This window comes from Chlorobium sp. KB01, from assembly GCF_001975465.1.
In the GTDB taxonomy this organism is placed as follows: Bacteria; Bacteroidota; Chlorobiia; order Chlorobiales; family Chlorobiaceae; genus Chlorobium.
The window spans coordinates 28,884-43,905 of record NZ_MPJE01000066.1 but is presented as its reverse complement, the minus strand read 5'-3'; the positions used below and the strand labels follow the sequence as shown (position 1 = coordinate 43,905).

Sequence of the window (15,022 nt, the reverse complement as noted above, 5' to 3'; positions counted from 1 at the left end):
CTTTTAGTGCTTGGTTGAAGCTATATTTTTTTTCTGAATCTGTTCACTTGTCTGCCCGAATCGGCGTTCCCTGTTCTGATATTCCAGTATGGCGTCATAAAGCTGCGACCGACGAAAGTCAGGCCAGTAGGCATTGGTGAAATATATTTCCGAATAGGCGTTCTGCCAGAGCATAAAGTTGCTTATCCTGAACTCACCGCTGGTTCTGATCAGCAGTTCGGGGTCGGGCATTGATGCTGTAGAGAGGTAGGATGAGAGCAGCTGTTCGTCAATAGCATCCGGATCAATATTTCCAGCCTGTATTTCAAAAAACATGGAGCGGCAGGCCTGGACTATATCCCATTTCCCGCTGTAGCTGAGCGCTATATTCAGTACAAGTTTGTTATTGTTTTTGGTGAGTTCCATGGTGTTTTGCAACACTGCTCTCACTTTTTCAGGAAGTCGCGCTATGTTTCCGATAACATTGAGCCGGATGTTGTTGTCATGCAGTTTTTTGGTTTCGCGACCAATAACTCTGACAAGAAGCTGCATCAGGGCTGAAATCTCTTTTTCGGGCCGGTTCCAGTTCTCTGTAGAAAACGTGAAAAGGGTAAGGTATTTGATGCCAAGCTGGGAGGCGGCCTCAACAACATCCCTGACTGAATCCACACCGGCAATATGACCCTCAAGTCTTGTTTTTCCCTTTAAACGGGCCCACCGGCCGTTTCCATCCATAATTATGGCAATATGACAGGGGAGTTGGCAGGATGATTTCAGTTCGGCTTGCAGCCGTTTGTCAGAGGTGTCACTGTCAGTTGAAAACCAGTGGGGCTTGAATGATGATGATTGAGCCATTGTCTTGATTATAGCCATAACGCTCTTTACTCCTTATAGCTTACGGGACTACGAGAACCTAAGCCGCTGATGTTTTCAGAAGACGAAAACACCTTAAATTGAGTGAATAATATGCAGTTATTTCTTATTATACAAACTTTAGACAGATCACAGCTCCTGTAGTAAGATCCTCATTTTCATTGTTAAAGTGAGCAGCAATCGACGCGGCAAAATCTTATCATAAAATAATTTATAACTGACGTGCAATTAAGTGGTTACGAGGATCTACGTTCCAGACTTCTCTCCCGGGCAATAAGCTGTGAGGAGGTCGTTCGTCTCTATCTGGACCGTATTGATCAGCATCACGCTGACAATATCTATATAACTGTTTTCCATCAGCAGGCACTTGACCGGGCAAAAGCCCTTGACAGGAAACTCTTGGAAGGGGGTAACCCCGGAAAACTGTTCGGTATGCCGATAGCTATAAAGGATAATATAGCTATAAAAGGAGCCGGACTCACCTGTGCATCAAAAATTCTTGAGAATTACGAAAGTGTCTACGATGCAACAGCCGTTCTGCGCCTTGAAGAGGCTGATGCTGTTTTTCTTGGCAAAACCAATATGGATGAGTTTGCCATGGGCAGTTCGAATGAGAATTCGGCATTCGGCAATGTTCCCAATCCTTTTGATAAAACACGGGTGCCCGGCGGCAGTTCGGGAGGATCGGCGGCGGCAGTGGCCAATGGTCTGGCAATGGTAGCTCTTGGTTCCGATACCGGGGGCTCTGTCCGCCAGCCTGCAGGTTTCTGTAATATTGTCGGTTTGAAACCGACCTATGGACGTATTTCCCGTTATGGTCTGGTGGCATTTGCCTCCTCTTTCGATCAGATAGGGGTTCTTGCCATGAACTGTGATGATGCGGCTCTGGTGCTTGAGGTCATGGCCGGCAAGGATGAGCATGATGCCACCTCTTCACTGCATGCTGTGCCCGACTATCGCGCTGACATGGCAGCGGTCTCTGTTGAAGGTCTCAGGATCGGAGTTCCTTCGGAGTTCTTTCACGAAAGCCTCAATTCTGATGTTGCCCGCCTTGTAAAGGGCAAGCTTCATGAGCTCCGTGACAAGGGCGCGGAGCTTGTTGATATAACCCTTCCTGAAAGTGATTATGCAATCGCGGCTTACTACATTCTGGTCACGGCGGAGGCTTCATCCAATCTTGCCCGTTTTGACGGAGCAAGATATGGCTATCGCTCAGGCTGTGCGGAAGATCTTGCGGCTATGTATGTGAACTCCAGAACGGAAGCTTTCGGCAGGGAGGTCAAACGCAGGATCATGCTTGGAACCTATGTGCTTTCCGCCGGTTACTACGATACCTACTATAAAAAGGCCCAGCAGGTACGAAGAGTCTTTCAGGACAGGTATCGTGAAGCGCTTGAGAAGGTTGACGTCATTGCCGGACCGACCTCTCCGTTTCCGCCATTCGGTATCGGTGACAAAACCGGAGATCCGCTTGAAATGTATCTTGCTGATGTCTTTACCGTTCCGGCCAGTATTGTCGGTATGCCGGCTGTCAGTGTGCCTGTCGGATTCGACAGCCTCAACCTGCCTGTCGGTCTTCACCTTATCTGTAACTTTTTCGAGGAGGGGAAACTGCTTGGTATAGCCAGACATATGCAGGCTTCCTGATAATTTCTTAGGGCGTATTTTATAACCATCAATACTAATCAGTGGCTCTATGAGTGTTTTAGTTAACAAGGATACACGCCTGCTCGTGCAGGGAATTACCGGTGGAGAAGGTACCTTTCATACCTCCCAGATTCTTGAATATGGAACCAATGTCGTTGCCGGTGTTACTCCGGGAAAAGGCGGCGTGCTCTATCACGGTAATGAAAAGGACAAGTTTTGCCGACCGGTGCCAGTTTTTAACACCGTGCGCGATGCGGTGGAAAAGGCGGAAGCCAATGCAACCGTTATTTTTGTGCCGGCGGCATTTGCTGCCGATGCCATCATGGAGGCTGCTGATGCGGGACTTAAAGTGATCATCTGTATTACCGAGGGTATTCCGGTCAATGATATGATGAAAGCCTATGCATTTGTTCAGAAAAAAGGTGCTGTGCTTGTCGGACCAAACTGTCCCGGTGTTATTACTCCGGGCGAAGCCAAGATTGGTATTATGCCGGGCTTTATTCATAAAAAGGGGACTATCGGAGTGGTCTCCCGCAGCGGCACCCTGACCTATGAAGCCGTGCATCAGCTAAGCCAGGTCGGTCTCGGTCAGTCAACCTGTATCGGTATTGGCGGTGATCCGATCATCGGTACGCGCTTTATTGATGCCATTAAACTCTTTGCCAATGATGAGGAGACTGAAGGTCTCGTTATGATTGGCGAGATAGGCGGAAGTGCCGAGGAGGAGGCTGCCGAGTATATCAGCAAACATTTCAAAAAGCCGGTTGTAGGATTTATTGCCGGTCGTACTGCGCCTCCCGGACGCAGGATGGGGCATGCAGGAGCAATTGTTTCAGGCGGAAAAGGAACTGCTGAAGACAAGATAAAAGCAATGGAAGCCGCAGGCATTCATGTAGTTGACAGTCCGGCAGATCTCGGTGAAGCCATGCTCAAGGCTCTTGGACGATAAGAGAAGAGATTATGAATTTTGTGTAGGGGCGACCCTGTGTGGTCGCCCTTTTTCACGAAGAAAGATCCTTGTTAAAAACCGCGTTTTTCTTCTATAGGTCCCATTTGTCCTGTTCTTCAATACCTTCCCCCGGTTCCTAAAGCCCCAGTGTAATCAGGTCGTGAATGTGCACAAGCCCGACCGGCCGATGTTCACTGTCACACACCATAAGCTGTGTTATCCTGTAGGTTTCAAGGATATCAAGGCACTCCTTGGCAAGGGTTGTCGTTGTAACGGTTTTCGGATTCGGTGTCATGACCGAACCGGCGGTGCGGCTGAGAAACTCTGTGCCATTCTGAACCAGGCGGCGAAGGTCACCGTCGGTAAATATGCCGGTGAGTCGCCCATCTTCATTAACAACCGCGCTTACACCATACCGTTTTGAGGTCATTTCAAGGATAAGTTCGGTCACAGAAGCCTGTTCATCTACAACAGGGACGGCACTCTCTTTGGCCATGACGCTTGAAACCTTTACGGTCAGACGGCGTCCGAGTGATCCTTTGGGATGAGTCAGTGCGAAATCCCGCTGGGTGAAATTTTTCCGTTGCATGAGGGCGATGGCCAGCGCGTCTCCCATGGCAAGCATGGCTGTGGTTGAGGTGGTCGGAGCAAGATCGTATGGGCAGGCCTCCTTTTCAATACCGGTGTCGAGCATGATATCGGCATTCTGGGCAAGAAATGAACGCGGGTTGCCAGTCATGGTAATGATTGATACCCCTATCTCTTTCAGGGCGGGCAGGATAAAGTTCAATTCATCGGTAGTGCCGCTTTTTGAAAGGCAGATGACCGCGTCACCACGACTGACAATTCCCAGGTCACCATGCGCGGCATCTGCGGGATGAAGAAAAAGAGCGGTCGATCCGGTGGATGCCATGGTTGCAGCAATTTTCTGGCCGATTATGCCGGATTTGCCCATACCGGAGATGATGATTTTTCCGCTGCACGATGCAAGCAGCTCAACTGCACCTGAAAAACGGCTGTCGAGTCGCTCTGCCATCATCTGAATTGCCCGTGCTTCCTGAATGAGTATTGATTTGCCGGTTTCTGTTATATGCAGGTTCTGTGACGTTGCGCTCATAGTTACCAGAAAAATTGTAGCTTCAAATGACGAAAAGATGATCGGTTTCTGTTTTTATAAACTGTAATATCGGCTAAATTGAACAATTATGAGTTGCTTTGCTAATCATAAAGCTTTTTGTGTATGAGTTGGGTCGTTCTGATGTTTTTATCCTGGATATTATTTGCCGTCTTTGCTTTTCTCTTCACCAGGTTTGTCGGATATATGAAAAGGGAGCAGAATCTGCAGATAGAGTCCTTGAGGGATACGCTGATTGACAAGGATAATCCGGTCGGTCTCTACGGGGATGAACTTGAAAAACTCAAACAGCATCAGCAGGAGGCTCAGCGCCACCTCAGGGATGTTATTTCAAAAATACCCGTGATACAAAAGGATGGCAGGTTTCAGATTGATGAGGAGGCACTCCGGTTGCGCAAGGAGGCCAGCAATGGCAATGGTGTGTCCGACAAAAATAATGATACGGTTTAAGGTGTTCTGATCTGTTTACTGCATGCTTTCAAAACTGAAACTTCTTTTCAAGGATACAGTTATCTACGGTGTGAGCTCCATTCTTGCCCGCAGTCTCAACTATCTTCTGGTTCCCCTTTACGCAAACAAGCTGACGACATTCGATAATGGTATACAGACCATTGTCTATGCCAACATAGCGCTCGCCAATGTTCTGTTCTCCTATGGGCTTGAGACCTCATATCTCAAGGTTGCCTCTGATTCCTCCAGCAGGGAGAGAGATGAAACCCGGCTTTTTTCAACGGCGTTTATCTGCCTTTTTCTTACCTCGACCCTTTTTGCCCTGCTGATAGCACTTTTTGCTCCCGAAATTTCCCGATTGATAGGCCTGTCGGCTTCTGATTTCCCATTTATCCGCTATGCGGCACTGATTTTATGGCTTGATACCCTTCTTGTCATACCCTTTGCGGAACTTCGTCTCAAAAGAAAGGCGCTGCAATTTGCCGTGGCAAGAGTCGGCGGGGTTATTGCCGTTGTCATCAGTGCTCTGCTGCTTATTCTTCAGTTCAATGCCGGGCTGCACGGTGTGTTTATTGCAGAGGCATTGGGTTCTTTAGTCAGCCTGATTTTTGTCGTGCCCGTTTTTCAGCAGTTCAGGCTCTTTTTCTCAACCCTGCAATTGCGTGAAATGCTGCGCATCGGCCTTCCCTACGTTCCGACCGGGATTGCCGGCCTACTGATTCACCTCATTGACCGGAACATCCTGATCAGGATATCACCTGCGGAAATTGAAAGGATATATGGCAAAGGGTTCGAGGCTTCGGATATTGTCGGTATCTATGGACGTATTGCAGCATTCGGTGTGGTGCTTCAGCTCTTTATCCAGGTGTTCCGTTTTGCCTGGCAGCCCTTTTTCCTTCAGCATTCGAAGGATCCTGATGCTAAACAACTTTTCCGGCATATCCTGAGTATCTCTACCCTTTTTACCATGTTTCTGGCGCTTGCCGCATCTTTGTTTGTCCCCGACCTTGTCCGTTATCACTACGGGGGAAGCTTTTATCTCCTTCCTCCCCGATACTGGATCGGCCTTTCGGTTCTGCCCTGGATATTTTTAAGCTATGTGTTTGATATGGTCTCCACCAATCTCTCTGCAGGGTTGCTTATTACCGGCAATACCCGTTATCTGCCTGTTGTAACCTTCTCAGGAGCTGCGGTGACTGCCCTTTGCTGCTGGTGGCTCATCCCTCTCGGCGGCATGGATGGAGCTGCCTATGCTATTGTTGCCGGTACATTCATGATGTGCCTTGTTATGGCATGGTACTCCCTGAGGCTCTTTCCTGTCAGCCATGACTGGCTCAAGCTGGGCCTCTTTCTTGCTGCGGGAGTTGCCCTGGCCTGGTTTCAGAGCATGTTTCCATCCGCTGTGCCTCTGGCAGGTTCGGCAATTGTGTTGAACACCGGACTGCTCCTCCTCTACCTTGTTTGTGCCGTGCTGCTCTTTCGTGAAGAGGCTGCACTTGTTGCCATCCGGGTGAGGGGAAAATTCGGGAGGTAGCGCTATCTCGGGCCGCCCTGACCTTCAGGGTGAAACCGCCTCTGACCTGTCGGGTGGTTGAAGCCCCCTCGTTCTCGACTGCCGGAGAATCTTCTTGTGGAGATACGATCAAGTACTTTTTTGAGAGAGTCCCGCTGTTCCGGTTTGCATATCTTGGCCAGTTCATAAAAATGAAGGGCAAGCTCTCTCTCTATCGAAGCCTGGTGTGAACCGATTTTGGCGGCCAGAGTCGAGATCTTTCCGCTGTCAGGCTTATCGTTCAGCGCCTCTTCCACCAGTTGTTTTTTCAGCACACCGATCGCCTCCATATCAGGCTGCACTTTACGGAAATGTTTCTGGCGGAGCTGCTGGAAACTGACGGTTTGCGATTCACTCAGACCAAGCGGCAGAGTAAACGGATTCTGACGATGGAATTGGCGGGCACCGGTGCCGGCTGGTTGCAAGGTGCAGCTGTTCTGCCGCCAGAAAAACCCGAGCAGCGCGATATTGAGCAGCACAAGAAAAACGACCAGCGTTGTGACAACTCGCTTTGAAGTAAGAAAATTCATGATATCATCAGGTCAGGTTGCCCGGGAATTCATGTTCCCTTCCCGGGGTGAAAATCAGGAGCGGTTCTGCTTACAGGCACTTTGTGCCGCAATTGCCGCGCATCGGACGACTCTCGATCATCTTCTGCATTTCATTGCGCTGTGACGGGCTCAAAATTGAGCCGACTTCTGAGATATGGCGGCTTTTCATGCGTGCCAGCTCTGCATGCTTTCTGCCAATTCGTTCCGAGAGGCGCTGAATCACTCTTCTGTCAGGGTTGCTTTTGAGTGACGCTGTACGAAGCTCGCGGTTAAGAGTTGTCAGCTCCCGGTGTTCGGCTGCCATAAGCTCGAAATGTTTTTTCTGGAGCTTTGCCATCTGCTCGCTCTGGCGATCATCAAGCTTGAGCTGCTGCTGACAGGCTCTTGCACCGAAGTTCATTCCCCTTGCTCCCGGTTTTCTCATCTGCTGCATCGGCCCATTCGGTCCCGGACAGTAGCCATTTTGCTGCCATTGATTCTGTCCCCCGTTTTGTCCGTTAACCGGAGGATTGCACATCGTCCCCCGAACAGAGGCCGTATCGGCATCTGAAGGACGGCTGGAATCTGTTGCAGGTGCAGCCGAAGCGGTAGTGAACCCGAGAAGCCCGGCGGCTATTATCATCATCATGCTCTTTTTCATCGTTTCTCTATTTGTCTTATTAGAATGTTTCATAGTCATCAGTGACGGTAAAAAAATAGTTCTTTCAGCCAACACGCCGAAGCGCTTTATTGTGCCGGGTTATTATCCGTTCCTGTATCAGCTGATTGCGTTGCTGTCTGGTCGTAGTAGGCAAACTCCTGGGTTGTATAGTCATCACCCATGTTGTCAAGCAGTTCGCTGATTCCCGCACCAAACTGTGTCGTATTACTCTTGAGTGAGAGCAGCGCAGTGCTGAGATTGATGACAAGAAGCAGAGCCATCAAGGCAAGCCGGACATCAAAGTAGCGGCTGAAACCAGAGCTTCCTTTTTTCGATCCCTCGCCGAACTCACCTTCAATCCGTTGCATAAGCCGCACTCTGAAAAGATGATGCACCTCAAGCGGTTTCAGCTCATCAAGCAGTTGCAGGGTTTTGCCGACCGCTCTCTCTATGTTTTCGTTCTGTTGTTTCATCATGTATTCCTGTTTCATTGAGTTCGACGACAGGTTTCTGAAAACCTTGTGCGAGCCTCCATAAAAAATCAATGGTTTTGATAATAGCTATAGAGCCTGTCGTGCAGGTTTTTTTTTGCCCTGTGAATCAGCGACTCTACAGCGGATACCGTAGTTTTGAGGATATCGGCAATCTCCTGGTTGCTGAAACCATCCTGCTTGCTGAGCAGAAACGCCGCTTTCTGGCTGTCGGGCAGCCGGTTGAGTGCATCCTGCAGTATTGTTGCCCGTTCGCTTTCGGCCAATGCTTCGGCAGGATTTTCGCAGACTGGAGAAGGAAGTTCTGCCGAAGGGTCCTCAACACCGATCATTCTTTTCAAGGTGCCGAACCGCTTGACTCTTTTTATCCTGCGCAGGTGGTCAAGTGATTTGGTTACGGCGATCCGGTATATCCAGGTTGAGAGTTTTGACTCTTCCCTGAACTGTTCAAGGGAACGGAACACCTCTACAAAGACATCCTGAGCCAGATCTTCGGCATCTTCACGGTTAAAGACAAACCGGTAGCAGGTATTGATTACCATCTCCTGATGTTCGGCAACAAGGCTTTTGAAGAGAACTTCTTTTGACGTCATACCCGATTTCTGAAATGACCTTGTTTCTGCCTTTGCGGCAATTGTCGCATCTGCTCTATCATTCATCACTGCATTGAACCTGATCTGCTACCTGGTTTCAAGAACCCGTTGCATGTTGGACGTTGAGTGCCCTGAATTCATGCGCGGATAGTTGAAAAAAATGCAGACTCGACTTTTGCCTGAAAAACCAGGGCCCCGATAGTTCAGGGCCCTGGGTGTTATATTGAATGTCGGAGCCGGTTCAGGCCAGTTTTGCCGCAAAGGTAAGCACCTTCTCTACCTTCTCCCGGGAGTCCGCTTCGCAGTAGAGACGCAGAATCGGCTCGGTGCCGGATGGCCTGATCATCATCCATCCTCCTTCAAAGTGATATTTGTAGCCGTCGAGATCGTTGAATTTCAGCACCTTGTACCCGGCAATGGTTTCAAGATCTCCGGTTGAAGCCTTCGCAATTATTGCCTGCTTTTTCTCTTCGCTGACATGCAGATCATGACGGCTGAAGCAGAAAAATCCATACTCATCGTAGAGTTCCTGCACCAGCTCCGAAAGGGTTTTTCCCTTGCGGGTCATCATCTCAAGGACCAACAGTCCGGTATAGACACCGTCGCGTTCCGGAAGAAACGAGGTAATGCCTATGCCGCCCGACTCTTCGCCGCCGATAAGAATATCATTGGTGGTCATCAGTTTGCTGACATGCTTGAAGCCGACCGGCAACTCGTGAAGGATGAGATTGTTTTTGCGGCAGATTTTGTCGATGATATCACTCAGTGCAAATGATTTTGCAACTTCGCCCTTCTGGTGCTTCTCCTCGACCAGATCTTTCAGAATTATGGCAAAGAGTTTATGGGAATCAACAAATGCCCCGTTTTCGTCGAGCATGCCGATCCGGTCTGCATCACCGTCATTGATAATGGCTACATCGGTCTCAACCTCCTTGAAGAACTCAATGAACTCTTCGATATACTGCGGCATCGGTTCAGGGTTGATGCCACCAAAGCCGGGGTTAAGGCTACAGTGGTAGCAATTGACCATCGACTCATCGAAGAGGTTCTTGATGAGATCCTGCCCGGCGCCGAACATGGCATTATGGGCAATTTTCAGTCTTGATTCACGGATGAGCGGCAGGTCAATGCGGCTTTTCAGATAGCTCACATAAAACCCTTTCATATCAACCATTTCGATCAGTTTGTTATCAGCCTTGATCTCTGTTGCCGGGTCCACGAGCGGGAGGTAACTTTCGATTTCCGTAATGACTTCCGGGTGTGCCGGGCCGCCGTAGGAGGCCTTTACCTTGAACCCGTTATAGATTGCAGGATTGTGTGAAGCGGTGATCACAATTCCTCCGGCAAGCTGTTTTTCTCTTGTATAGAGAGAGACAGCCGGAGTGGAGGCAAAGCTGTCGGAGAGGTAGACCTTCAGTCCCTGTGACGAGAAGACCTCGGCGGTATATGCCGCAAACTCTTTTGACATGAAGCGGGTATCGTAGCCGACACAGACTCCTTTTGCCCGGTTTGGATGCCCGAGAAAGTAGCGTACAGAGGCAAGTGCTGCAAGTTTCAGGTTATCAAATGTATAATCCTTGGCTATGATCGCGCGCCATCCATCAGTTCCGAATTTAACTTGCATTCTATTTATTGATTTTGATATAATGGGAATGAAAACTCCGGAGGGAGTTGCAATAAAAATAAAGCGCAAAATACGGTTTCTTTGCGGTTGATCCAATTATAGGCGTCGCGATTATTCGGAAAAGCCTGTAACTGATTCAGAATATTGTTTTTAGCTATTGTTATTGATGCCCATCAAGCTTTTTGTCCTGGCCGGAGAAGTTTCCGGAGATCTGCATGCTGCCGGAGTCATCAGTGAACTGCTGAAGGCTGAACCTGACATCCGGGTTTTTGGCATCGGAGGCGAGAAACTTCGCACTCTCGGCGCAGAGCTGCTCTACGATACAGCACAGATGAGCATCATGGGTTTTGTCGATGTGCTCAAGCATTCGCTCTTTCTCCGGAGGGTTTTTCGTGACCTCAAGGAGGCGGTACGCCGGGAAAAACCCCGAGCCGCATTTCTTGTCGATTATCCGGGCATGAACCTTGTCATGGCGCGCTTTTTTCATGAACTTGGTATACCGGTCATCTACTACGTCTCTCCGCAGGTCTGGGCCTGGAAAGAGGGGCGGGTCAAGGCGATCCGCCGCTACATTGACCGACTGCTTGTTATTTTTGATTTCGAGGTCGATTTTTTCCGCCGTCACCGGATCAATGCGGAATTTGTCGGCCATCCGGTTATTGAAGAGCTGGCAGAACTTTCTCTGCCTTCAAAGGAGTCGTTTACCGGGAGCCATGGAATCCAGCCCGGAACCAGGTTGGTCGGCCTGCTCCCCGGGAGCCGCAAGCAGGAGCTTTCGCACATTCTGCCTGAACTGCTCAAAGCTGCACGTCTGCTTAACCGGAAGTACCGGGTCGTTTTTCTGCTCGGCCGTGCACCGCATCTTGATGCTGCAGCCTACAGTATCATGAAGGAGTACAGCGATCTTACGGTTGTCAATTGCGCCGCCTATGAGGTGATGCAGTACAGTGACGTGGCTCTCGTCACCTCAGGCACCGCAACCCTTGAAACCCTCTGTTTCGGCTGCCCCATGGTTGTTGTCTACAGGACGGGAGCGCTTAACTACATGATTGGCCGGCGGCTGGTCAAGCTGAAAAATATCGCACTCGCCAATATTGTGGCCAAAGGGCTTCTGAGCAGCGAAAGGGCGGTGCCGGAGCTGATCCAGCATGAAGCTAACGGTCCGGAGATTTTCCGTCAGGCTTCGATGATTCTCGACAGCCCGGATCTTGCCGCTTCGATGCGTCGCGAGCTGCTTGCCACCCGTGACCGGCTTGCCGGAGCATCGCCGTCGCACAAGATTGCGGCTATCTTGCAGGAATATTTACAATGAATGAAACGCATCCATCAACCCAGGGTTTGCACCCTGCGCTACCGATATTTCGCCCCTACAGTGCTGATAAATAAAACGGTAAGGTTGTGTCCATATAAATGTTTGATCAGGAATGGAAAAAGCAGTTGCCTATCTCGTCGCACACCCGGTTATATTTTTTATTGCCGTCATTATTTCGATCATCATCGTCTTCTCCTTTCTGAGAAGGATCATGCGACTCTTTATTGTCGTTGCCGCCATTCTGGTGCTCTATGCAGCATATCTCCAGCTTACCGGAGGGCACACGCTTGAGGCTTTTCAGCACTTGGGACAATGGTTCAGCAACGCATTGCACGGCATCACCGGCATGTTCGGCTTTCTGTTTGATCTGCTCAAGTTTCCGAAGAAAGGGTAGCCGCGCTTCTTCCTACTCGGCTACCGGAGCATATTTTGCGTTTATCACTGACTCTGCCCGTAATCGGATAAGCTCTGCCGCAAAGGGGTTATGTTTGTTGCCCTGGATGTTCAGCGGCAGCGAAATGGCCTGGAAGAGCTGATGCTCAAGATCCCACGGCTTGTCATTTTCCACCCACGCGGCAAAGGTGTTCTCCGCCATCCACCGGTCAAGCCACTCCTCTCCCTGTTTGGTGAGTGTCATCTTTTTGCCGTTACCAACCATTTTGAGCGGGAATCCGCTCGTTTTTGCGAGCAGGATGCCGAGAGAACGGCGCAGTGTGGAGCCGTCGGCGTTGCCGTTGAAGTGGTAGCGAACCCTCTGCTGAATGGTTTGTGCAGCGTATTTATCCCCTTTTTTGTCGGGCGAACTCCCGATATAGAGCAGGTTCAGCCCTTCGTGAGTCAGGCAGCCTTCAACGGGGACACCGGGAGGGATCTCCTTGAAAAAGAGTGCGTAGACGCCATGTGCTTTTGCGACAGGGCTTGGATTGGAGAGTATCTCAGCTCTTGAAAAGAGGCACTGGGGATGGGAAAAAACGGTGCTCATGCAAAAGTTCTGTCAATAAGTGATTTATTTCTTGATATAGGCGTTCAGACCTATGGTCACCGGCTTGCCGTCAACCATCACCTCGGTGACAGCATTGCCGCGTGTGCTTGCAACAACAAGCGTTTTGCCTGACGAAGAGGGTGTGGGCTTTTCAAGGTCAATCTCTATGCAGAGCTTGCCGTTCTTGATCTCGACGGTCATGGCCATGGGTGGGTCTCTTTTAAATTGATCGATGCATTATCGGGCAATATAGCGAAAAGATGCGATGCGGGGCAGGTCGCAGTTGCATCTGGCATACAGGCGTATATTGCTTGTTATTTTATTGTGAAATAATGAAATTGAGGGAGTTAAAAACTAAATTACGGTTTATGGACACAATATGAAACTGACGATTTTTTTTGCGTATTCTCGGCCACAAAGCTCCTGACTTAGATACAGACAGTGTTTTGCCTCAGATGGAAATGGAGAAAATGCCTTGTTGAGTTAGCGAGTTAATGTTACCTGCAGTTGTCGAAATCTGTTGGCAATCGAGATGTTTTGCCTCAGATGGAAGTCAGATATATGGGAGATTCATGAAGGGAGGATAGATACAATAACACTTAATGGTGATTCTGATCTGCCAAGTTGGGGGTACTCTGACAGAGTGCTTTCAGGTAACGCTCCAGTTACATCAGATGCACAAATGACGCTCTACATCCTTAATGTCCCTTTGCAAGACAACTATTATTTTAGAAGACTTGCAGACAATGTGGCGTGCATGTCATTTTTTGAAATAGCTGATGCACTTCGTTCATGTAATATCCCGTTGGAGAATGCAGTATTGAGGCTGATTTATGGATGCGCTTTGATGTATACAAGAAAAAGAGTTTTTCCTTCAATATTGGAGTTGTCCAGCTTTGCACACCACGAAACCAAAGGGTGTATTTTTGATATGGCTGGTATAAAAACAGATATAATATTTTCATCTAACAATCCTATACTTTGTGAGTCTTGTTGTGTTGCTGCCAGCGGGGATCAAGTGCCCAATGAGTTCTTGGCTACCGTTAAAAAGGAAATACAGGGAATCAAGAAGCATCTGTATTACCAAATAGCAGACGTGATTAAACTACATCCATTGTTAGCACTTACTCTTTCATCTATTTTTGCGATTATTCTTGGCACTATCGGATCCCTTGTTGCTGCTTACATTTCCAAGTGATAGCCAGTAATCTGATATTACAAAACGGTGGTTTTCTGATGAGTTTTGCTCGTAGTTCCTTACTCTTGAGAATGTCTGTGGCAGGATACTTCATTGTTGTATCGGGCACAATGCCGGTGGACTCCGATCTTTCGGTTAACTTTTTACCTTGACGAGTTAATCTGAAATACGTTTTTTTAGCAAAACGAAGTGGATTTTTATGACTGTCATAAAGCTCAGGCAAGGAAAAGTCATTTAAAAGTTCGAAGCCAGAATAGTATTTGAAACTCTGTATATTTCTGAGTGATCGAAGGATCAATAGTCGAAAACGCAATAACCATGAATACACTCAGTGCAGTTGAACTCAAGCGCAGGGGCATTGCTGCTATAGAGGAGGCGCTTGCTTTTGGGCCTGTGCATATTCTGAAGCACAACCAGCCAGCAGCAGTAGTTATGCTTGAGTCTGAGTACCAGACTTTGGTGCAAAAGAAGTCCAGAAAGCATAATGCGGATGCTGTCCGCTGGATAATGGATTTCAAGCCTGTCGGTACCCGTTCACAAGATGAAATTGACAAGCAAATTTCGCAAGAACGGAGTTCCTGGGAGTGCCGGTGATTCTGTTTTTTGACAGCAACGTCCTCATCTACCTTATTGAAGGTGATGCTATACTTTCCGCACGAGTTCAACAAACAGTTCAAACACTTTACAATACTTGTTCAGATGTCAGTATTGCAGTAAGCGCTCTCGCTTTGCTTGAGTGCCGTGTTGCTCCATTGCGTGACAAAAATACGGCGGTGTTGAAGCGTTATGATGAGTTTTTTTCTACTGAGAGTTTACAAATTGTTGATCTGTCACGCACAGTGCTGGATAGTGCAACGAGAATTCGTGCCGGTTTTGGATTGAAAACTCCTGATGCTATTCAAGCGGCTTGTTGTTTGTCACTTGAATCCGAGCATCTGTTTTTAACTGAAGACCGAGCTTTCAGCAAGGTCGAGCCGCTTCATGTTTATAACGTCTTGACTCAGAGATAGCCCGACCAACCGCTGGTCGAATTAGTCCCAATCCTG

18 protein-coding genes are annotated in these 15,022 nt (G+C 48.7%); 9 read left to right on the top strand and 9 right to left on the bottom strand.

Features of this window, described 5'->3' with window-relative positions; genetic code table 11:
- Nucleotides 1-3: 3 nt before the first annotated feature.
- Entirely contained in the window at nucleotides 4-852 is an 849-nt protein-coding gene (locus BOO20_RS06705) for an isoprenyl transferase (RefSeq protein WP_076791547.1), read from the bottom strand.
- A gap of 222 nt (nucleotides 853-1,074) precedes the next feature.
- Here BOO20_RS06705 and gatA point away from each other — a divergent pair, with 222 nt between their 5' ends.
- Together gatA and sucD are read left to right on the top strand one after the other, a co-directional pair.
- The gene (gatA, locus tag BOO20_RS06700) at nucleotides 1,075-2,499 is read left to right on the top strand and encodes an Asp-tRNA(Asn)/Glu-tRNA(Gln) amidotransferase subunit GatA (protein ID WP_076791545.1); all 1,425 of its coding nucleotides are present in this window, start codon (nucleotides 1,075-1,077) and stop codon (nucleotides 2,497-2,499) included.
- 49 nt (nucleotides 2,500-2,548) lie between these two features.
- The gene (gene sucD / locus BOO20_RS06695; RefSeq protein ID WP_076791543.1) at nucleotides 2,549-3,448 is read left to right on the top strand and encodes a succinate--CoA ligase subunit alpha; all 900 of its coding nucleotides are present in this window, start codon (nucleotides 2,549-2,551) and stop codon (nucleotides 3,446-3,448) included.
- A 136-nt stretch (nucleotides 3,449-3,584) separates the two neighbouring features.
- Here sucD and BOO20_RS06690 read toward each other — a convergent pair whose 3' ends face one another.
- Nucleotides 3,585-4,565, bottom strand: a complete 981-nt coding sequence (locus BOO20_RS06690) for an SIS domain-containing protein (protein ID WP_144277135.1) — start codon at nucleotides 4,563-4,565, stop codon at nucleotides 3,585-3,587.
- Between the two features lie 123 nt (nucleotides 4,566-4,688).
- Between BOO20_RS06690 and BOO20_RS06685 the strand changes: the two genes are divergently transcribed.
- Together BOO20_RS06685 and BOO20_RS06680 are read left to right on the top strand one after the other, a co-directional pair.
- Nucleotides 4,689-5,033 (top strand): hypothetical protein, encoded by a 345-nt coding sequence (locus tag BOO20_RS06685; RefSeq protein WP_040433854.1) that lies wholly within the window; start codon nucleotides 4,689-4,691, stop codon nucleotides 5,031-5,033.
- Between the two features lie 22 nt (nucleotides 5,034-5,055).
- Entirely contained in the window at nucleotides 5,056-6,567 is a 1,512-nt protein-coding gene (locus BOO20_RS06680) for a lipopolysaccharide biosynthesis protein (protein ID WP_076791542.1), read from the top strand.
- Between the two features lie 2 nt (nucleotides 6,568-6,569).
- On the opposite strand, the gene BOO20_RS06675 is transcribed toward BOO20_RS06680, so the two are convergent.
- From BOO20_RS06675 to BOO20_RS06655, 5 genes are all read right to left on the bottom strand, one after another.
- Nucleotides 6,570-7,115, bottom strand: a complete 546-nt coding sequence (locus BOO20_RS06675; RefSeq protein WP_076791540.1) for a Spy/CpxP family protein refolding chaperone — start codon at nucleotides 7,113-7,115, stop codon at nucleotides 6,570-6,572.
- Nucleotides 7,116-7,185: 70 nt separating this feature from the next.
- A complete protein-coding gene (locus tag BOO20_RS06670; RefSeq protein ID WP_076791539.1) occupies nucleotides 7,186-7,776 on the bottom strand; it encodes a Spy/CpxP family protein refolding chaperone in 591 nt (196 codons plus the stop codon).
- Between the two features lie 86 nt (nucleotides 7,777-7,862).
- Nucleotides 7,863-8,252, bottom strand: a complete 390-nt coding sequence (locus BOO20_RS06665) for a hypothetical protein (RefSeq protein WP_144277134.1) — start codon at nucleotides 8,250-8,252, stop codon at nucleotides 7,863-7,865.
- A 65-nt stretch (nucleotides 8,253-8,317) separates the two neighbouring features.
- On the bottom strand, nucleotides 8,318-8,860 hold the full coding sequence (locus BOO20_RS06660) for an RNA polymerase sigma factor (RefSeq protein ID WP_144277136.1): 543 nt from the start codon (nucleotides 8,858-8,860) through the stop codon (nucleotides 8,318-8,320).
- A gap of 241 nt (nucleotides 8,861-9,101) precedes the next feature.
- On the bottom strand, nucleotides 9,102-10,484 hold the full coding sequence (locus tag BOO20_RS06655; RefSeq protein ID WP_076791655.1) for a phosphoglucomutase/phosphomannomutase family protein: 1,383 nt from the start codon (nucleotides 10,482-10,484) through the stop codon (nucleotides 9,102-9,104).
- Nucleotides 10,485-10,650: 166 nt separating this feature from the next.
- Between BOO20_RS06655 and lpxB the strand changes: the two genes are divergently transcribed.
- Both lpxB and BOO20_RS06645 read left to right on the top strand, forming a co-directional pair.
- Nucleotides 10,651-11,796, top strand: a complete 1,146-nt coding sequence (gene lpxB, locus BOO20_RS06650) for a lipid-A-disaccharide synthase (protein ID WP_076791534.1) — start codon at nucleotides 10,651-10,653, stop codon at nucleotides 11,794-11,796.
- Nucleotides 11,797-11,908: 112 nt separating this feature from the next.
- Entirely contained in the window at nucleotides 11,909-12,190 is a 282-nt protein-coding gene (locus tag BOO20_RS06645; protein WP_076791533.1) for a hypothetical protein, read from the top strand.
- A 12-nt stretch (nucleotides 12,191-12,202) separates the two neighbouring features.
- Here the strand turns inward: BOO20_RS06645 and BOO20_RS06640 are convergent, their stop codons facing one another.
- Together BOO20_RS06640 and BOO20_RS06635 are read right to left on the bottom strand one after the other, a co-directional pair.
- Nucleotides 12,203-12,778: a GIY-YIG nuclease family protein gene (locus tag BOO20_RS06640; protein ID WP_076791531.1), complete on the bottom strand. Its 576-nt coding sequence runs from the start codon at nucleotides 12,776-12,778 to the stop codon at nucleotides 12,203-12,205.
- A gap of 24 nt (nucleotides 12,779-12,802) precedes the next feature.
- Entirely contained in the window at nucleotides 12,803-12,985 is a 183-nt protein-coding gene (locus BOO20_RS06635) for a hypothetical protein (RefSeq protein ID WP_006367239.1), read from the bottom strand.
- Between the two features lie 313 nt (nucleotides 12,986-13,298).
- Here BOO20_RS06635 and BOO20_RS06630 point away from each other — a divergent pair, with 313 nt between their 5' ends.
- The 3 genes from BOO20_RS06630 (at nucleotide 13,299) to BOO20_RS06620 (ending at nucleotide 14,986) form a co-directional block, all read left to right on the top strand.
- Nucleotides 13,299-13,976: a hypothetical protein gene (locus BOO20_RS06630; protein ID WP_144277133.1), complete on the top strand. Its 678-nt coding sequence runs from the start codon at nucleotides 13,299-13,301 to the stop codon at nucleotides 13,974-13,976.
- Nucleotides 13,977-14,294: 318 nt separating this feature from the next.
- Entirely contained in the window at nucleotides 14,295-14,570 is a 276-nt protein-coding gene (locus tag BOO20_RS06625; protein WP_076791528.1) for a hypothetical protein, read from the top strand.
- The gene (locus BOO20_RS06620; RefSeq protein ID WP_158068734.1) at nucleotides 14,561-14,986 is read left to right on the top strand and encodes a PIN domain-containing protein; all 426 of its coding nucleotides are present in this window, start codon (nucleotides 14,561-14,563) and stop codon (nucleotides 14,984-14,986) included. Before BOO20_RS06625 ends, BOO20_RS06620 begins: the two co-directional genes overlap by 10 nt.
- Nucleotides 14,987-15,022 lie beyond the last annotated feature (36 nt).

Excerpts from the sequence above, each read along its gene's own strand:
- BOO20_RS06655 (WP_076791655.1), bottom strand. The coding sequence starts at position 10,484 with ATGCAAGTTAAATTCGGAACTGATGGATGGCGCGCGATCATAGCCAAG.
- BOO20_RS06685 (WP_040433854.1), top strand. The coding sequence starts at position 4,689 with ATGAGTTGGGTCGTTCTGATGTTTTTATCCTGGATATTATTTGCCGTC.
- BOO20_RS06645 (WP_076791533.1), top strand. The coding sequence starts at position 11,909 with ATGGAAAAAGCAGTTGCCTATCTCGTCGCACACCCGGTTATATTTTTT.
- BOO20_RS06690 (WP_144277135.1), bottom strand. The coding sequence starts at position 4,565 with ATGAGCGCAACGTCACAGAACCTGCATATAACAGAAACCGGCAAATCA.
- BOO20_RS06675 (WP_076791540.1), bottom strand. The coding sequence starts at position 7,115 with ATGAATTTTCTTACTTCAAAGCGAGTTGTCACAACGCTGGTCGTTTTT.
- lpxB (WP_076791534.1), top strand. The coding sequence starts at position 10,651 with ATGCCCATCAAGCTTTTTGTCCTGGCCGGAGAAGTTTCCGGAGATCTG.
- BOO20_RS06705 (WP_076791547.1), bottom strand. The coding sequence starts at position 852 with ATGGCTATAATCAAGACAATGGCTCAATCATCATCATTCAAGCCCCAC.
- BOO20_RS06680 (WP_076791542.1), top strand. The coding sequence starts at position 5,056 with ATGCTTTCAAAACTGAAACTTCTTTTCAAGGATACAGTTATCTACGGT.
- BOO20_RS06670 (WP_076791539.1), bottom strand. The coding sequence starts at position 7,776 with ATGAAAAAGAGCATGATGATGATAATAGCCGCCGGGCTTCTCGGGTTC.
- BOO20_RS06665 (WP_144277134.1), bottom strand. The coding sequence starts at position 8,252 with ATGATGAAACAACAGAACGAAAACATAGAGAGAGCGGTCGGCAAAACC.
- sucD (WP_076791543.1), top strand. The coding sequence starts at position 2,549 with ATGAGTGTTTTAGTTAACAAGGATACACGCCTGCTCGTGCAGGGAATT.
- BOO20_RS06625 (WP_076791528.1), top strand. The coding sequence starts at position 14,295 with ATGAATACACTCAGTGCAGTTGAACTCAAGCGCAGGGGCATTGCTGCT.
- BOO20_RS06640 (WP_076791531.1), bottom strand. The coding sequence starts at position 12,778 with ATGAGCACCGTTTTTTCCCATCCCCAGTGCCTCTTTTCAAGAGCTGAG.
- BOO20_RS06660 (WP_144277136.1), bottom strand. The coding sequence starts at position 8,860 with ATGACGTCAAAAGAAGTTCTCTTCAAAAGCCTTGTTGCCGAACATCAG.
- BOO20_RS06635 (WP_006367239.1), bottom strand. The coding sequence starts at position 12,985 with ATGGCCATGACCGTCGAGATCAAGAACGGCAAGCTCTGCATAGAGATT.